Below are 18,268 nucleotides of genomic sequence, written 5' to 3'. Positions count from 1 at the left end.
CAATACGACAAAAAAAGGGCAATTCCTTCAAGAATCGCCCTTTTGTTATGACTAAAGTCTCATTCACCAATCATATTCACTTATCATGCATCTTGTTTTAATTGACTGTGATAAAGAGAATAATAGAATTTCTTGTTTTTTAGCAGCTCTCCGTGTGTCCCTTTTTCTAGGATACCACCATCGTGAAGGACTAAAATTTGATCAGCCTGTTGAATCGTGTTCAATCGATGTGCGATCACAAAGCTCGTTCTACCCTGCATAAGACGTTGCAGAGCTTCTTGTATCTTCATCTCAGTAATCGTATCAATGGAGCTAGTCGCTTCATCTAAAATCAGTAAAGACGGATCTGCCAATATCGCTCTTGCGATAGATAAAAGCTGCTTTTGTCCCTGGCTAATGCCGCTGCCTTCTTGGTTCAGTATCGTTTGATATCCTTTAGGCAGCTTCTGAACGAAAGAATGAGCATTCGCTAGTTTTGCAGCATTTACTACTTCTTCATCCGTCGCATTCAACCGTCCATACCGAATATTCTCAAGGATTGTTCCCTCAAACAAAAAAGAATCTTGAAGAACAAACCCCATATGACTACGGAGCGAGCTTCTTTTCACTTTTTTAATGTCATGTCCATCGATTAAGATCTGACCACTATCGCTTTCATAAAACCTAGAAAGCAGATTTACGATGGTAGTTTTTCCTGCACCAGTCGGACCGACCAAGGCAACCGTCTCCCCCTCTTTCACAGAAAAACTCAATCCACTCACGGTTTTTTCATCCTTTTCATAAGAGAACGAAACATCTTTAAATTCTACTTTTCCTTTTACAGAAGGCAGTTCAGCAGCCCCGGTTTCATCCTTCTCTTCTTGGGATTCATCAAGGATTTCAAAGACTCTCTCTGCTCCAGCAACCGCAGATAGTAACGTATTAAATTGGTTGGCTAAATCATTGAGTGGTCTCGTAAATTGTCTCGAATACTCAACAAATATAACGATTACACCGATTGAAACTTTTCCCTCTAGAGCAAGCATGCCACCGATTCCAGCAATTAATGCAAAGCTTCCATTGTTGAGCACGTTCATCAATTTCGGTATAAAACCGGAGAAGGTCTGCGCCCAATAACCAGACTCTTTCAACCGCTCATTCTTAACCATAAATTCTTCCATCACTCTTTTTTCCTGCGAAAAGGATTTTACGATACGCTGACCAGAAGTGATCTCTTCGATATATCCATTGATCTCACCCAGATTTCTTTGTTGCTCTTTAAACCGCGCACCTGTTCTTTTTGTAATCCACTTTAGACCAAAGAACATGAGTGGAACGATAGATAAAGAGATCAGCGTTAGTATGGGACTTAAATAGATCATGACACCGACTGTTCCAACAAGGGTGAGTATGCTTGAGAATACTTGAATAAATGAACTGTTCAACGTGGAGCTGACATTTTCTATATCATTCGTCACCCGGCTCATCAGTTCACCATGTTGCCGTTTATCAAAAAAGGAAATCGATAATCGGTGAAACTGGTTAAACAGATCGTTTCTCATTCTTAATACGGTATCTTGTGCGATGCCGATCATCCAATAGTTTTGCAGCCAAGTCGAAAGAGATTGACCTACAAATACAAAGATAAGACCGAATAAAAGTTTGTTTAATCCATCTATATTTTCTTTTACGATATACGAATCTATAGCCATCCCGATCAAAAAAGGACCGAGTAAGCTTAAAGCCGAGCTTATGATGACCATGAGCAACACTAGACTCAGAAGGAATTTTTGATCAGAAAAATAACTTCCGATCCGTTTGATCGTACTTGCCCAATTTTTAGGTTTTACTTTTTTTCCAAAAAAATGATTATGTGGATGAGGTCTGTTTGAATCCTTTGACATGCTGAAAGTCCTCCTCCCCAAACTGTGATTGAACGATTTTTACATACAATGGTGAGGTATTCATCAATTCGGTATGTGTTCCCCATGCCTCAACTGCTCCATCGTCTAAGAGCAGAATATGATCCGCTTCCATCGCAGTACTGATTTTTTGCGTAATAATAAACGTTGTGCAAGAATACGTTTTTAGCGCTCTTAACAGCTTTGCTTCCGTTTTCAAATCCAATGCACTCGTACTATCATCCAGCATAAGTATCTTAGGTTTGCGAAGTAGTGCTCTTGCAATAGACAAACGCTGTTTCTGTCCACCAGAGAGGTTGACACCGCGCTGCCCCACTCGGGTATCATACTGATTCGGCAATTTTTCTACAGTCTCATGAATTTGTGCATCGACTGCCGCTGATACAACTTCATCAGAAGTAGCTCCCTCTTTTCCCCATCCAATATTCTCTGAGATGGACCCAGTAAAAAGAACGGCTTCTTGTGGGACAACACCGATTGCTTTTCGAAGCGTTTCAATCGGATAGTTCTTTACATTTATCCCATCAACAAGTACTTCACCTTCTGTTACATCATAAAGCCTAGGTACGAGTTGAAAGAGTGAAGTCTTACCAGAACCTGTTGAACCAAGAATCGCTAACGTCTGTCCTGAATTTACAGAAAAAGTGAGATTTCGAAGAACAGGTATATCGCTTTCTGGATAGTGGAAAGAAACATTCTTAAATTCGACTAATCCGTTACCTATCTTCAGAGAGTGATCTGTATCTTGAGATTCAACGAGGTCTATCTCTGTATCTAGGACTTCTCCAATTCGCTGTGCAGATGCTTTTGCACGGGAGAAAGCCATAATAATAAACGATATAATCGTCAGTACAGAGGAAATACGGAATGAGTAGTTTACGATCGCTACCACTTCTCCTACCTCAATTGACCCCATACTCACCTGTCTGCTGCCGAACCAAAGGATGAACAAAATCCCAATATTCATGACAAACAATAAGACAGGAATTGATACCTCAATTAAGCGAAGAGATGAGACTGTCTTTTCCTTCAATTCTCCGCTCGCTTGTTCAAAGCGATTTTTCTCGAAATCTCTTCGTAAAAAGGCTTTAATCAGACGCATTCCCATCAGATTTTCACGCATCACACGATTCACGCCATCTAGCTTGTCTTGAACATCCCTAAACATACTGCCCGCAGTCTGGAGAACCCATTTTAAGAAAAATAACAAGAACGGTAATAAAACAACTAGCACTAGAGCCAGTTTCCAGTTCACGATTAAAGACATGATCACGCCACCTGCTAGTAACAAAGGTGCTCTAAGCATGATCCGCAAACTCATAAATACTGTATTCTGAAGCTGCGTCACATCATTTGTCATTCGTGTTATTAACGACGAGGCAGGGAACTTATTGAAATTCACAAAAGAAAAAGACTGCACCTTCTCAAAAACACGCCGTCTAATATCAAAACCATAGTTCTGACTAACATGTGCTGAGAAGAACGAATTCGCAATACCGGCTGCAAATGCGACTAGAGCAAGCCCAAACATGACAGCTCCCCAATACTTAACAACGCTTAAATCACTTTTTAAGATACCATCATCAATAATTTTCGCCATAATTAACGGCTGCAGAAGTTCAACTCCAAGTTCAGTTAACGTTAAAAAAAGAGCAACACCTATCGCGACACGGTACGCTTTTAAATACGAAAATACTTTCCACATAATTTATCCCCCGAACATTACCGATGTTTAACAAACTTAACCATCTATCATTATATTATCCTTTTTCTTAAAAATATTTAACTATTTCGACTTCTTATCCAGTTTTTTTCTAAATGAAAAACCCGCCAATATGCTTAGCGAGTCTTCTCCACCTTATCTTCTTTTCCGTTCACTTCAATTTCTGCTTTCTTTGGCCATGTTTTTACATGGTCAGTTTCTAAGATCCCCATTGTAACATCACCAATGTCGGTATCTTCTAAAAGCTTATCTCTCACCCGATACTTAATATCATCAGCATCAGCCAAAGTAAATCCTTCCTTTAATTCAATATAGCTTTCTACGTGATACCTTCTACCTTCTTGTAGGATTCTTAGCTCTTTTATGTCCACGACATCTTGGTCTGAAAGAATCACATTCGCAATTCGATCTTCAACTACTTTTGGTGCTGCGACTCCAATCAGCCCTCGTGTGTTTTCAATTCCTAACTTAAATGCTACAACGACCAAAAGGATTCCGATCAATAACGTACCGATACCATCTAATATGTACGCTCCGGTTAGGTCGGCTAATACGATAGATATAAGGGCTAACAAAGCACCAGAAGTCGCGATTAAGTCTTCGTAAAAGACTAAGCGTGTAGGTGGTGCAGCTAAAGCAACATTCTTAAAAGACTCCTTTACGATCCCGAATCCTTTTGCATCACTTCTTGTCTCGTGAACAATCTCCTTCATCGCCTTTATGAGGATAAAGCCATCAACTAAGATCGCTAGTATCATGATAGATATATTTAATAATAGATTCGTTGAAGATTGTGGATCCTGTATGAGTTTCCACCCTTTTAATATCGTTTCGTACGCCATGATCGAAACTACGATAACAGCTACCAGTACGAACAAATTCACAACACGGCCAAACCCTGCTGGAAATCGTTTAGTCGGTTCTTTTTCAGAAAGAGCACTTCCGAAAAATACAAATGCCTGGTTTAATGCATCTGCAGCCGAGTGCAGAGTTGTCGCAAACATAGCACCACTTCCGCTGACTGCGGCAGCAATTCCTTTAGCAATAGCAAGTACTGTGTTTCCTAATGCGGCAATGCCAGACGACTTATTTCCTTTTTTAAGTAGTTCAATCAAAGGTCTGCCTCCACTCTTGTTTTGTTTTTTAACATAAAAAAATAGTCAGGTATTTCATTTATCCTTATTGACTACGTGAGCGAAACGTATTGCGTGTCCACATCAATAGCTAATTGGGTTAGGAAGCTTTTGCCTCTCCTTAGAAAGCAAGTATCTGGAAACGGGAACAATACTTCCAAAAACAACAAAGGATATGAAAACATCTTTTTAATAAGAATTCCTGTAATGCTTCTTATTTAAACCACAATAAAAAAACAGGCTGCTACAAACAGCCTGTTCATAATCGTTCACTATGATACTTTTTCTTCGTTATTACCTTGTGACTCTTTATATCCGCCTTCCCAATACTCAGCATTCTTAATGCCCAGTTTGGTTGAATCAAAAACTGGATCAAGCCCAGCTTTCTTTTGCTCCTCGTAATCTTTTAATACACGAAGTGCTGGCTTAGCTAAAATCAGGATAGCGATTAAGTTCAGCCAAACCATGATACCTAGGCCGAGGTCTCCTAGTGCCCAAGCTAAGTCTGCTGTTTTCACTGCTCCGTAATACGTCGTTCCTAACATTACAATCTTAAGCAAGAACATAGGAATTTTGTTGTTACGGCCTCTCATAAGGTATGCGATATTCGTTTCTGCAATATAGTAGTACGCCATAATCGTTGTGAATGCAAAGAAGAATAATGATACAGCGACAAAGCCAGAACCGAACCCAGGAAGAACAGATTCAATCGCCTCTTGAGTAAAAGCAGTCCCCGCTTCTACGTTAGGAAGGTTCTCAACAATAAACGACTTGTCTGCTTCATTTTGAACATTGTACATTCCTGTAAAAAGAATCATGAACGCTGTTGCTGTACATACAAGCCATGTATCAATATATACAGAGAACGCTTGTACAAGTCCTTGTTTAGCAGGATGCGATACTTCAGCTGCTGCAGCTGGATGAGGCCCAGTACCTTGCCCCGCTTCGTTTGAATAGATTCCGCGCTTAACGCCCCACATGATCGCAGAACCTACAATTCCACCAAATGCAGAATCAAAAGAAAACGCACTCCTGAAAATTAGAGAAAGTACTTCAGGAATCTGAGGGATATGGAAAGCAACAATGATTAATGAAACAAGCACATAGCCAATTGCCATAAACGGAACCACATATTGCGCTACATTGGCAATCCTTTTAACACCACCAAAAATGATAGCGGCTAAAATAACAATTAAGAAAATACCCGTTACGGACGGATTGATGTTAAAAGCATTATCAAGTCCAGCAGCAATCGAGTTAGACTGAATCCCCGGCATCAGTAGTGCCATAGCAGCTAAAGCTGATATGGCGAATATAATCCCGTACCATTTCCAACCTATACCCTTTTCAATGTAATACGCAGGGCCACCACGATATTCCCCGTCCTGTTTCACTTTATACACTTGAGCAAGTGCTGATTCAACAAAAGCACTAGAAGCACCGATAAATGCGATCATCCACATCCAGAAAACCGCACCAGGTCCACCAAACCCGATCGCAGTTGCTGTTCCTGCGATGTTACCCGTTCCTACTCGGCCTGATAACGCAATCGCCAAAGCTTGGAAAGAGGAGACTCCCGCTTTCGAACTTTTTCCTTCTAACATGAGTTTGATCATTTCTTTAAAGTGACGAACTTGCAAAAATCTCGTTAAAATTGAAAATAATAGCCCTACACCTAAACAAAAATAAATCATCGGCTGACTCCACAGAATCGCCACTGCATCTCCTACAAACGTTTCAAAGCTGTTCAAAAACTTTACCCCCTTGTATTTGACTGAAAATTTTCTCTATTTGTAATTATATGATAAATCATATATGAATACAAATTGTGACTAGAAACGCCAAAATCATTTACGGTTTTTTACCTATTATGAAGTTAGTCATGGTAAGAAAACAATATAAAATTCTTTCCAGTATGGACATTTGTATCTTTTGTCGTGTACAGTTCCTAGTTGAATCTCAAATATTTAGAAAAAAATAGTAGAATATAAGCATGAATAAATGTGCAATAAAAAAAACCACCTGATCATCAGATGGTTTTACATAACTATTATTAGGGTTAGTGTGTTTTGTTTACAATCGTCTTAAGCTTTGATTTCCGAATAATCTGGTTGATGACTTCAGAGAAAACAAGACCGATCGCAATAGAACCTGAAATCATAAAGGCTTTAGCAGCTAGATTAATTGCAAGATTATAATCATTCTCCACGAAGCTTCTCATTGCATTGTATGCAATACCGCCTGGTACTAAAGGAATGATGCCAGCTACGCTATATATGATAACGGGTGTCTTGTACTTTTTGGCAAAGTATTGTGAAGCGATAGCGATCGTAAACGATGCGATAACCGTTGCTAATACCATATCTACACCATTTGTTTCTAATAAAAAATAGAAAATCCATCCGATCATTCCTACTAATCCACAGTGAAACAGGGAGCGCTTCGGACCGTTAAAAATGATAACAAACGCTGCTGACGCTATAAAACTTGTAATGATCTGTTCAACAATTGTCATCGTGAACGCTCCTTCTTAAAAAAATGAAAAGATAACAGCGATTCCTGCACCTATTGCAAAAGCTGTTAAAAAAGCATCTGCGCCTTTAGCCAGGCCCGAGATAAGGTGTCCTGCCATTAAATCACGAACAGCATTCGTAATCAGCAAACCCGGTACCAAAGGCATAACGGACCCAATAATAATTTTGTCCAACTCACCACCAATTCCTGTCGAAACAAAGAAGAGAGCTTGTAATCCAATTAAAAGGGAAGCAGAAAACTCCGAGAAAAATTTTATAGGAACTAGCTGGTGAAAATAAAGTAGGGACAAGAACCCTAGTCCACCTGTGATAAAAGCGGGCAAAAAGTCTCTCCATTCCCCTTGAAACATGATTAGGAAACAGCCTGAAGAGACAGCTGCTGCTAATACGTGAATCCACAAAGAATAAGGAGAACCTGATGCACTAATCATTTTTAGCTCTTTATATGCTTCTTCGATTGTAAATTCACCAGCGCTGATTCTACGCGATATACCATTCACTTGTGCGACCTTCTCTAGATCTGTTGTCCGTTCGACAATTCGAATCAGCTTCGTCTTTGTAGGCTCATCACCTTCTACAGAAAAAAGAATTCCTGTTGGTGTTACGTAAGGGTGCGACTGATAAGCACCAAAAGAAGAAGCGATACGCATCATCGTATCCTCCACACGGTACGTTTCAGCTCCGCTTTGCAGCATAATTTTGCCTGCTAGTAGACAAACTGCCATTATGTCGTAGGTTTCTTGTTTCTCCATTTCCATTTAGCATACTCTCCAATTAATTACTTACCTTCATTCTACCCAAAAGTAGAGCGTTAATATTTTTACAGTTTAACTGATTGTGACTAATTTCGGCAATGGAGTTGAACAAGTTTACAGATGTTACTACAATAAATTTAATAGGTTAGTCACCATACACATCAAACAAATAACTGAACTGATCCTTTTTATCCCTTTTCTTTTGGGGCAGTCCGCATTTTTCCTGAAGTGAAACTGTAAACGAAGACAGGTACAGGACTGAGATGCACATAAAACTAAGACTAACAATGCCAGTTAAAATCACCATACGGCATACCTCCTTTTGGATATATACAAAGGGTATGGTATGAAACGCGTTTCAGAGCAAGAAAAACTTTTTTAAAAGAAAAGGTGAAGGCATGACCAATATAAGAGATATCGCAAAGATGGCCGGTGTTTCTGTTACGACAGTCTCCCGTGTGATCAATAATCATCCGTATGTAAGTGAGGATAAAGTATCAGCCGTTAAAGCTGCTATGAAAAAGTTCAATTATCACCGTAACATTAACGCCGTTCATCTGAGCAGAGGAGAGACGCACTTGATAGGTGTAGTCGTTCCTTTCTCTAACCACCCTTATTTTGGTTTATTGATCGAGGGAATCGCGAACGCAGCATTGAACCACAACTATAAGCTTGCTCTTATTCAAACCAATTATGAAGAAGCGAAAGAAATGGACGCTTTAAGGATGCTTGAAGATAAGCAGATTGATGCACTGATCATCTGCTCTAGGATCTGTGAGTGGGACGTCATTGAAAGTTACAGAAAGTATGGACCAATCGTCCTTTGTGAAGATTCAAGAAACGATAAGATATCCTCTACATTTATTGATCACTATAAAACATTTACAATGGCTCTAGATTATCTGTACAAAAAAGGGCATCACCATATTGGCTACACGATTGGGAGACAGACTGGAACTAACAGCAAGCAACGAGATGCTGCTTATAAAGAATTTCTAACAAGGTATTCCTTACGTTATGAACCAAATTATATTTTCACAAGCCGTTTCGATGTAGAAGATGGGGTCAGTGTGGTAGAGAATTTATTGGATATGAAAAATCGTCCGACCGCTTTACTTGTCACGAGTGATCAAGTAGCTGCAGGAATCTTAACAGCATGCAGAGAAAACGGTTTGTTTGTACCTGACGACGTCGCAATCATGAGCTTTGATAATCAACCCATCTCAAAAGTAATGCATATTACAACACTTGAAATACCTTTTGTTGAAGTCGGCAAAAAACTTTTTCAGCAAGCATTGAACGGTCAGGAAGTTTCGCATGAAGAGATCCAGGTACGATTGATCGAGAGGAAGACGGTTTAAAGGGAATAATTCTCCATGCTTTTATTCTTTCTATTGTAATAGTACTTTTATCGGTGAAAGATCAGTTCGATTTTCTCTATTCATTGAAACAACTTCTGGATATACCATTTAGTAGTTTACATCATCGGCAATTTTTCCTAACTGTAATTCTCTATATTGCTAAACGTCTTCTGAGTGTTCAATCCTATTCACTACACCATTACTCAAATAGAAAAACCTGCAGAAGTTATACAACTTCTGCAGGTTTTTCTACTAGATTCTATAATAATCGGCTTTCCAGTTCGTAATCGCTTCTTTTATTTCCTTTGGTTTCATGTTCTCAGCTGCTGCTTTCTCAGCCAGAAGTGGAAGTTCCTCGTCTGGTGCGAATCGAAGGGCTACGATCTGCCCTGCAGTAAGTCTTCCATCCAACAACTTTCCTGTTAAAACATAATAGCGCAAGTTCTCTTCTGCACGGATTGCTCGATCTTGAGCTTTTAATGGGTACATGCGAAGTAAAGCAAACGTCACTAACAGGCTGAGAGACATCACGATTAATATTACGCCTAGTAACTTATCTTCTGCTTTAAACACATAAACAATGCTTGCGATGAGACCTCCAAGCACAAGCAATGAAAGTACATAATGATAGATGGGATGCATCCGTGCATGATTGTTATAATTTTGTGTATTCATTTCGTTCTCCTCTTTCTGTTATTTATCTATTCCCACTTAAACGTAAAACTTGCTACGATAAACGCTCCGATTAACCAGCCTCCTAGAATCAGCGCTTCCATACCGAGATCTAAGAACGAAGCTCCAACGTTCATCGTCTCACGAAGAGCATGGCTTAAGTGAGCGATCGGAAGAATTTGTACAAACGGCTGCAAAAACTCGGGCATGTCTCGTATCGGAAAGAATACTCCTCCTAAAAACAGCATCGGAAACGATAGAAAACCAGCAATCGGTCCAGCACTCTCAGGAGTCTTGGCAATACCTGCGATGATAAAACCGATTGCCATAAAGGCTAACGTCCCAAGGGTTACAAACGCAATTACGGTTAACCACGAACCTCTCACTTCAATGCCGAACGCCGCCCAAGCGACAGCTAATACAATCATCGCTTGCAAACCGTTCAGCATAAAACGAGCGGTAATTTGCGCCGCAATAAATGTAGATGCTTTTAGTGTTGTTCCTTGCATACGACGTAAGATTCCTCGTTCACGCCATGACGAGATCTGGCCTGCCACACCATTCATATTGTTGCTCATGATCATCATCGCCACGATTCCCGGTACTAGGAAGTCGATGTAACGAAGGTTCAGTGCTTCTACACCTTTTGACTCTGTTACAACAACAGGCTCGTAATTCACAGATTTTTTACTGATCGTGTCAACCGCATTATTGACAAGCTGAAGACCAACTTGGGACATCGCCATGTTCGTTTCATTATAGTAAACAGGCAGTTTGAACGGATCTGCTTTATTTCCAGCAGAAAGATTTTCACCATAGCCTTTTGGAATAGTAACTACGAGCGTTAGGTCACCTTGTTTTAGCTGACTTAACACATCTTTTTCGTTTGAACTTTTTTCAAGAGATACCGCTTCGTTTTTTTCTATTTCTTTTACTAAGTTCTTCGACTGTTCACTCTTATCCTGATCAACAACAGCTGCCGTAATGGAAACGCCATTACCGTTTCCTAAGAATGAACCTAACATAACCATCAGTACGATCGGAAAGGCAAGGGTCCAGAACAGTACTTGTCTGTTTCTAAGGAAGATGCGAAGCTGCGCGAGTGTTAGTAAGTAGTATGATTTCATCCTTCTCTTAACCTTCTTCCTGTCATATGGATAAACACATCTTCAAGTGTTGCCGTTCTCGTTTGGAGATCTACAAGCTTCAACTGTTTTTCAGAAGCAATAGCGATTAAACTCGTTAAAGTCTTCTGTAGATCATCTGTATAGAGAACGTGTACATCTTTCTGACTGCCCACCTGCTTCACTCCGTCAATCTCTGATAAAACAATATCTACTTCATCGTTAAACTTAAATTCAACTGCGCTATCCGACTGAAGATTTCTCACAAGTTCACTAGGCGTATCGAGAGCTATTAGCTTTCCTTGGTCCATAATGGCGATACGATCGCATAGCACGTGTGCCTCATCCATGTAATGAGTCGTCAGTACAACGGTTTTGCCACGTTCCTTCAATCGTAAAACAATGTCCCATAACGTACGGCGTGCTTGTGGATCGAGTCCAGTCGTAGGTTCGTCCAAGAAAATAATCTGCGGATCATGCACGAGTGCAAGCGCGATCGCAAGTCTCTGCTTTTGACCACCAGACAAACCTTTTATTCTGCTATTCTTTTTCTCTGTTAAAAGCATGTCATCAATTAGTTCAGGAATCGAAATATGTTCGCGGTAAAAACTGCCGTAAAGATGAAGGATCTCATCTACGGTCAATAGCTCAAAAAGAGTTGTAGATTGAAGCTGTACACCGATTACTTCTTTTACTTTATCAAGCTCTTTTGTAATATCGAATCCACCAACGATCGCTGTTCCTTCATCTGGTTTACGAAGACCTACTAACATCTCAAGTGTTGTCGTCTTCCCCGCTCCGTTCGGGCCCAGCAGACCAAACACCTCTCCATTATGTACAGAGAATTCACTTCCATCCACGGCAGTGAAATCTCCATATCGTTTCACAATCTTCTGCACCTTTATTATTTCATCCTGCGTTTCCATTGTTCACTCTCCAAGCATACGTTTCACTGCTTTTTTTGCTTGCTGCAGCAAAACATACCTTCAAATTTTGTCCAAAGCTCTTTAAGCGTAGAAATCCATTCACATGCTTCATCCATTGAATCCGGTTTTATCGCGTAATAGCGATAACGTCCCTCTTTTCGGTGTGTGACAAGACCTGCATTCTCTAAAACTTTCAAATGCTTCGAGATCGCAGGCAGCGACATATCAAAAGGCTGGGCTAACTCTTGCACACTCCTTTCTCCTTTTGATAGCTGCTCGATGATCGTACGCCGAGTCGAATCAGATAGAACTGAAAATACATCATTTAAATTATCCGCGTTATATTTAACCATTTGGTTAAGTATAATGTGACACATATTCACCTGTCAATTTACACCTGTCCTTCCTAACTATACGTGTATTGGATCTTGACAGAGGCTGTGATCTTATTCTCGCCTGGCTGTATATGGGTTTCCGCACTTTGTGCATACATTACGGCTTGAAACGGAACAGGTCTAGGGGGCAGTGACTGAGATACTTCTTGAACGATTATCGGTACCGGCCGAAGTGTAACTTGTAATGCCCTTGCCATCGAAATAGCTTTTTGTTGAGCATTTTGAATTGCTAGTGACAACGCTTGATTATAAAAGGCATCTGGGTTTGAAACGGTGAATTGAATGGACGATACAGAGTTAGCTCCGTTCGCTGCCGCTTGATCGATCGCCTGACCTGTTTGCCGAATATCTTTTACCGTGACCTGCAGCTGGTGCTCTACACGATATCCTCTAAATTGTTGCTGTCCATTTTCATAGTTATATTGAGGTTCAATTCGAAAACTAGCTGTTTGAATATCGCTTTGAGAAATACCTAGTGATATCAGTGTTCGAATAACAGAAGCCGTTTTATCAGCGTTATCCTTTTGAGCCACACTTAAATTTTGGTTTTCTGTAATGACTCCTATTGTAAGCAGAGCTCGATCTGGCACAGCAGAAACAGAGCCTTCACCCGATACAATTAGGCGATTCATCATTGTGAGGTCGTCTTGCCTCATTCCTGTATTTTGAAAACCTGGATGATTGTAATACATATACAGACTCCTTCCGCTTACTTGTTCTATATAAGCTATGAGAGTTTATAGGAGAAAAGAAGAGCATATGAAGTGGGCTTTTGTGGAAGTTTTGCTAGGTAAAGATGACTTATGCTCGGTCGTGTGGTTTTATGATCGTTCGCAGATTCTCCATAGAAAAAAGCTGACATCCAAGAAGAAAGCCAGCTTTACCTTACAAACTATATTTTAGAAATAAAATTCAAGAAGTTTTGAGACGCAAATCCACGGACTTCTTCTTCAGAATAATGCTTCAATAACTCATTGATTAAGTTTTGAGTCATAGATGCATCTTCTAAACCTGTAATAAGTTGCGAGATGCCGTCAAAATCAGAGCCGAGCCCAATTTGTCTTACCCCGCCAAGTCCACAAAAATGGTCGATGTGCTTAATTAAGTCAACAATACTTGCTGATCCTTCATTCTTCGTAAATGGCGGGTTATACACAACGTGCACCACTCCACCTTTACCAAACATCTCTTTTGCCATCTCATCGGTCAGGTTACGCGGATGGTCACACAATACGCGTGAATTAGAATGGCTGGCAAGCGGATAATCGGCAATTTCCATCACATCCCAAAAAGCGCGATCACATAAATGAGATACATCGGTTAAAATTTTATTTTTATTATTGAACGCTACAATTTCTTTTCCAAACACCGTCAGACCAGCTCCACGCGGTTCTTGTGCACCATCAGCTGCAAGATTTGCGTGATTCCATGTTAGACCGATCAAAAGAACACCGAGTTGATGCAGGATGCTTAACTTCGTGAGATCGTCCCCAATCGCGTCCACTCCTTCAAGCGTAAGCACTGCTCCAATTTCTCCATCCTTCAATGCTTGAAAGTCATTCCAGTTCTTCAAATGCTTCATCTCTGGATTTTTACCAAGAACCTCTTTATAAAAATAATCCACTTGTTGAAGAGCAGATTGGAACTTTTGATCACTTGGAATAAAGGGTTCAATAAAAATCGCAAAGAACTGAACGTTCACTTTTCCTTTTTGCAGTCGTTTCTTATTTGTAGCAAGCTGTGGCGCATCCGCATAACTGAGCCTGCCGTCCGTTTCCCATAGTTTCAATAATGCATCGCAATGCAAGTCAATGACATTCATGTTGATCCCACCATTTCTTTGATAAATAATCTCCGTATCCCTAAAAGAATACGTTTAGTTGAAATTTATTTTTGTTATAATGTAAAGTATATCTTAGTTTACATATAAGGAAAGGCTTGATACGGGATGGAGAATAGTTCTTCTAATTTTATTAAAACAATCATCCAAAACGATCTGGAATCCGGAAAGCATAAGAAAGTCGTTACTCGTTTCCCTCCAGAACCTAATGGATATCTTCATATTGGACATGCAAAATCAATTGTAATCAATTTTGGACTTGCGGACGAGTTTGGCGGAGAAACAAATCTGCGCTTTGATGATACGAACCCATTAAAAGAAGACCAAGAATACGTTGATGCGATTAAGAACGACGTCGAGTGGCTTGGGTTTGAATGGGAGAACCTTCGCTTTGCTTCCGATTACTTTGAAGAGATGTATGCGCGCGCTGTGCTTTTAATTAAAAAAGGAAAAGCGTATGTGGATGACCTTACGGCTGATGAGATTCGTGAGTATCGCGGAACGTTGACAGAGCCAGGGAAAGAAAGTCCTCACCGTAGCCGTTCTGTAGAAGAGAACTTAGATCTATTCGATCGCATGCGTAAAGGTGAGTTCGAGAACGGTCAAAAAGTACTTCGTGCGAAGATCGACATGAGTTCACCTAATATTAACTTACGTGACCCAGTCATTTATCGTGTCTCTCACGCAACTCATCACAATACAGGTGATACGTGGTGCATCTATCCGATGTATGCATTTGCTCATCCGATTGAGGATGCGATCGAAGGCGTTACACATTCGCTTTGTACAACAGAATTTGAAGATCAACGCCCTCTTTACAACTGGGTTGTGGAAGAGTGTGAGATGGAAAGCCAACCACAGCAGATCGAATTCGGCCGCCTAGGATTGACGAATACGGTAATGAGTAAACGTAAGCTTAAGCAGCTGGTAGACGAAGGCTATGTAGATGGATGGGATGATCCACGTATGCCGACAATCTCTGGATTACGCCGTAAAGGCTACACGCCTGAGTCAATTGTTGAGTTTGTAAAAGCAGCTGGTGTTTCTAAAGGGTCTGGTGTAACCGACACAGCGATGCTTGAGCACTTCATCCGTGAAGATCTTAAGGTAAAAGCACCTCGTACGATGGGTATTGTTGATCCATTAAAAGTGGTCATCACAAACTACCCTGAAGGACAGGTTGAAATGTTAGATGCTGAGATCAACCCAGAGAATCCTGAAATGGGATCACGTCAGATTCCGTTCTCGCGTGAAATCTATATCGAGCGTGAAGACTTTATGGAAGATCCTCCGAAAAAGTATTTCCGTCTCTTCCCTGGTAACGAAGTACGCTTAAAGCATGCTTACTTCATTAAATGCGAAGATTTCATAAAAGATGAAAACGGTCATGTCGTTGAACTACATTGTACGTATGATGTGGAGACGAAATCCGGCTCAGGTTTTACAGGCCGTAAAGTAAAAGGTACACTTCACTGGGTTGAAGCGACACAAGCCGTACCTGCAGAATTCCGTATTTATGAGCCACTCATCTCTGATGAAGATATGGAAAAGGAAGAAGATAGCGAAGGCAAGACATTCTTGGATTACGTGAACAAAGATTCTCTTATCGTAAAACAAGGATTTATTGAAGCAAACATGAAGGACGCGAAACCTCAAGATAAGTTCCAGTTCTTCCGTCATGGCTACTTCAATGTTGATCCGAAGCATACAACTGATGAAAAAATTGTGTTTAACGAAATTGTTTCACTGAAGAGTTCGTTTAAGCTTTAAATCATAATAATGAAAGAAGGGCTTCCAGCTGTGGAGACCCTTCTTTTCTTATTAGGCCCTAAAAATGAGTTTATAGGCCCTTCAAATCCATTTTTAGGCCTTCATAAATTTTTATAGGCCGTTACAAGATATTTATAGTCCTTGAAATTAATTTATAGGCTTTTCGACAAATAACCTCAATTATTACTTAATTCCCAGCTTAGCTCATTGAACTTTTTTATTGTTGGGTGGTCTTTCCCCATACTGCAACTCCCGAATACTCAACCCAAAGTCCATCTCAAGGTGCGGGTAATCCTTAAAACCAGCCCAATCTCCACCCCACTCGAAACCTAAATCTTTGGCAATCGTAACTACTTCCATCCAATCCGACTGCCCATTCCCATTGTCATCTCGTTCAAGATCCCAGACGACAGAATCATCATCCAGTTTAAGAGCAAAATCAATCGCTAGACCGTAGTTATGATAAGATTCGCCACCTTCTACATGAGTCACAATGGTTCCTTCTCTTGAACGGCCTTGTTCATACAGCCGATCCTGTTCTGCTGCGGATCGAAAATCATCGGTTATTACAATATTAATTCCTTTTTCGGACGCTTTTTGTATTAAAAAATCACGGTTCTCTGCCACGATCGGATGCAATTCAGTAGGCAGTGGTGTATTCTTCTTTTTCCATTCCAATGTGATCAGATAAAAGATAGATGCAAGGATCGCGAGAAACAGTATACTTTTGAATATTTTCAATGAAACAAACTCCTTTTGTCATGCAGCACTCTACCTACATTTTATATCAACGAATGGATTGCGGAAAAGCAAACACTCTTTTAGGATCGTATTTTTGATTGATTCGCTGAAGTCTCTCCACATTTCTGCCAAAATACTCTTTTTCATAGTCATTCAGTTCGCTGTATGGAAAATTAACAAATGACCCTTTCGTGATGGTCTTCAAATATCTGAACCTTTTTTCCACCCATCTTCTATTTTCTTCTGCGACGGCCGGATCTTCCCATACGGATTGAATGCCTAAGATATAACGTGCTTTTCGGTAATAAAAAGCAGACTCTGTTTTACCAACATTTCGAATCTGACCTCCCATCGCATACACAGTGAGTGCTGCAAACACGGAACCTTCCGCACGCTTTTTCACAAGATTCACGATCGCTTCCACTTCTTCTCGATCGTATTCCTTGTATACGAAGCGTCCGGTCGATTTAAACTTTTCATATGGCGGATAGGTAGACTGTACCTCCGTGACAGCTTCTAAAAATGTTAAAGATTTAGCATTGATTTGAAATCCTTCTATTTTTCTATATACATCTAACAGTTTCAATGCTTCTTCCTTCGTTCCATAAAAAAATCCCCTACCAAAGATAGCAAGTCCCTCAGACACAGCGTTATACATGCTAGCATTCAAACACATTCGTTCATCTAAATTTACAAGCCACTTCTGCCATATTCGCAAGAACTTGCCTAGCTCTTTTGTTGTGGCACTGGGCTTATATAGCTCAAACAATGTCACTTGTTCAATTTTAGGTGGCAGTTTGAACGTCATAGAAACGACAACTCCAAAGTTACCTCCTCCTGCACCTTTGCATGCCCAAAACAGATCACTATTTTCTGTTTCATTCACTTTTAAAATTTCACCTCTGTAGTTGATTAACTCTAGTTCCACCAAGCTGTCACAACCTAAACCGAATAATCGACTAGAAAAACCCCATCCTGCACCAAGTACAAAACCACTTACGCCTACAGTCGGACACGTTCCTCCTGGAAAAGGGTATCCTCTAGAACCTACCGCTTGATAGAGATCTTTGTTCTGAATCCCTCCTTGAACGGTAACAGTTCCTTCCTCTTCATTAATAGCCACACCATTTAATCGACTGATATCTATGACCAAAACACCATTACCCGTCGAATAACCTTCATAGTGATGACCTCCTGATCGGATTCGAATATCTTTACAATACTTTTGTGCCCAAAGAATGGCAGAGCTCACATCTCCATATTCAGAACAATAGACAATAACACTAGGAAATTTTTGAATGGCTCTGTTCCATTCTTGACGTGCAGTGTCATATTGCGGATCATTCGGTAAAATTATTTCCCCCGTTAAACCTTGAAAGATATCCATCCTCAA

At 40.3% G+C, this 18,268-nt stretch carries 17 protein-coding genes; 2 read left to right on the top strand and 15 right to left on the bottom strand.

Annotated elements, in window-relative coordinates:
- Positions 1–83 precede the first annotated feature (83 nt).
- The 7 genes from IHV09_RS15275 to IHV09_RS15245 all read right to left on the bottom strand — a co-directional run bounded on the left by IHV09_RS15275 (position 84) and on the right by IHV09_RS15245 (position 8,353).
- Positions 84–1,883 (bottom strand): ABC transporter ATP-binding protein, encoded by a 1,800-nt coding sequence (locus tag IHV09_RS15275; protein WP_197264891.1) that lies wholly within the window; start codon positions 1,881–1,883, stop codon positions 84–86.
- A complete protein-coding gene (locus IHV09_RS15270) occupies positions 1,849–3,606 on the bottom strand; it encodes an ABC transporter ATP-binding protein (RefSeq protein ID WP_197264890.1) in 1,758 nt (585 codons plus the stop codon). Before IHV09_RS15270 ends, IHV09_RS15275 begins: the two co-directional genes overlap by 35 nt.
- A gap of 134 nt (positions 3,607–3,740) precedes the next feature.
- Positions 3,741–4,739, bottom strand: a complete 999-nt coding sequence (locus IHV09_RS15265; protein WP_197191872.1) for a cation diffusion facilitator family transporter — start codon at positions 4,737–4,739, stop codon at positions 3,741–3,743.
- A 290-nt stretch (positions 4,740–5,029) separates the two neighbouring features.
- Positions 5,030–6,451 (bottom strand): alanine/glycine:cation symporter family protein, encoded by a 1,422-nt coding sequence (locus IHV09_RS15260; protein ID WP_197264946.1) that lies wholly within the window; start codon positions 6,449–6,451, stop codon positions 5,030–5,032.
- 365 nt (positions 6,452–6,816) lie between these two features.
- Positions 6,817–7,272 (bottom strand): threonine/serine exporter family protein, encoded by a 456-nt coding sequence (locus IHV09_RS15255; RefSeq protein ID WP_137791495.1) that lies wholly within the window; start codon positions 7,270–7,272, stop codon positions 6,817–6,819.
- Positions 7,273–7,287: 15 nt separating this feature from the next.
- Positions 7,288–8,049 carry a threonine/serine exporter family protein gene (locus IHV09_RS15250; RefSeq protein ID WP_191754508.1) on the bottom strand — a complete coding sequence of 254 codons (762 nt, stop codon included), beginning with the start codon at positions 8,047–8,049 and terminating at the stop codon, positions 7,288–7,290.
- A gap of 142 nt (positions 8,050–8,191) precedes the next feature.
- A complete protein-coding gene (locus IHV09_RS15245; RefSeq protein WP_197264889.1) occupies positions 8,192–8,353 on the bottom strand; it encodes a hypothetical protein in 162 nt (53 codons plus the stop codon).
- Positions 8,354–8,444: 91 nt separating this feature from the next.
- On the opposite strand from IHV09_RS15245, the gene IHV09_RS15240 reads away from it, so the two are divergent.
- Entirely contained in the window at positions 8,445–9,407 is a 963-nt protein-coding gene (locus IHV09_RS15240) for a LacI family DNA-binding transcriptional regulator (RefSeq protein WP_197264888.1), read from the top strand.
- Positions 9,408–9,659: 252 nt separating this feature from the next.
- Here IHV09_RS15240 and IHV09_RS15235 read toward each other — a convergent pair whose 3' ends face one another.
- The 6 genes from IHV09_RS15235 to IHV09_RS15210 form a co-directional block, all read right to left on the bottom strand.
- On the bottom strand, positions 9,660–10,082 hold the full coding sequence (locus tag IHV09_RS15235; RefSeq protein ID WP_197264887.1) for a DUF6526 family protein: 423 nt from the start codon (positions 10,080–10,082) through the stop codon (positions 9,660–9,662).
- A 26-nt stretch (positions 10,083–10,108) separates the two neighbouring features.
- Positions 10,109–11,206 carry an ABC transporter permease gene (locus IHV09_RS15230; RefSeq protein WP_197264886.1) on the bottom strand — a complete coding sequence of 366 codons (1,098 nt, stop codon included), beginning with the start codon at positions 11,204–11,206 and terminating at the stop codon, positions 10,109–10,111.
- A complete protein-coding gene (locus IHV09_RS15225) occupies positions 11,203–12,129 on the bottom strand; it encodes an ABC transporter ATP-binding protein (RefSeq protein ID WP_197264885.1) in 927 nt (308 codons plus the stop codon). Before IHV09_RS15225 ends, IHV09_RS15230 begins: the two co-directional genes overlap by 4 nt.
- Positions 12,130–12,152: 23 nt before the next feature.
- On the bottom strand, positions 12,153–12,506 hold the full coding sequence (locus IHV09_RS15220) for an ArsR/SmtB family transcription factor (RefSeq protein ID WP_231618351.1): 354 nt from the start codon (positions 12,504–12,506) through the stop codon (positions 12,153–12,155).
- Between the two features lie 29 nt (positions 12,507–12,535).
- Positions 12,536–13,216: an SIMPL domain-containing protein gene (locus tag IHV09_RS15215; protein WP_197264884.1), complete on the bottom strand. Its 681-nt coding sequence runs from the start codon at positions 13,214–13,216 to the stop codon at positions 12,536–12,538.
- 200 nt (positions 13,217–13,416) lie between these two features.
- On the bottom strand, positions 13,417–14,346 hold the full coding sequence (locus IHV09_RS15210) for a dipeptidase (protein WP_197264883.1): 930 nt from the start codon (positions 14,344–14,346) through the stop codon (positions 13,417–13,419).
- A 126-nt stretch (positions 14,347–14,472) separates the two neighbouring features.
- Between IHV09_RS15210 and IHV09_RS15205 the strand changes: the two genes are divergently transcribed.
- Complete coding sequence (locus IHV09_RS15205; RefSeq protein ID WP_197264882.1) at positions 14,473–16,134, top strand: glutamine--tRNA ligase/YqeY domain fusion protein; 1,662 nt, start codon at positions 14,473–14,475, stop codon at positions 16,132–16,134.
- 204 nt (positions 16,135–16,338) lie between these two features.
- Here IHV09_RS15205 and IHV09_RS15200 read toward each other — a convergent pair whose 3' ends face one another.
- Entirely contained in the window at positions 16,339–16,875 is a 537-nt protein-coding gene (locus IHV09_RS15200) for a M15 family metallopeptidase (RefSeq protein WP_197264881.1), read from the bottom strand.
- A 46-nt stretch (positions 16,876–16,921) separates the two neighbouring features.
- The gene (locus IHV09_RS15195; RefSeq protein ID WP_197264880.1) at positions 16,922–18,262 is read right to left on the bottom strand and encodes an FAD-binding oxidoreductase; all 1,341 of its coding nucleotides are present in this window, start codon (positions 18,260–18,262) and stop codon (positions 16,922–16,924) included.
- Between the last annotated feature and the right edge of the window lie 6 nt (positions 18,263–18,268).

Source organism: Fictibacillus sp. 23RED33, assembly GCF_015903925.1.
GTDB lineage: Bacteria > Bacillota > Bacilli > Bacillales > Fictibacillaceae > Fictibacillus > Fictibacillus phosphorivorans.
Note: the sequence above shows the minus strand (reverse complement) of the source record. Positions and strands in the feature narration are given on the sequence as shown.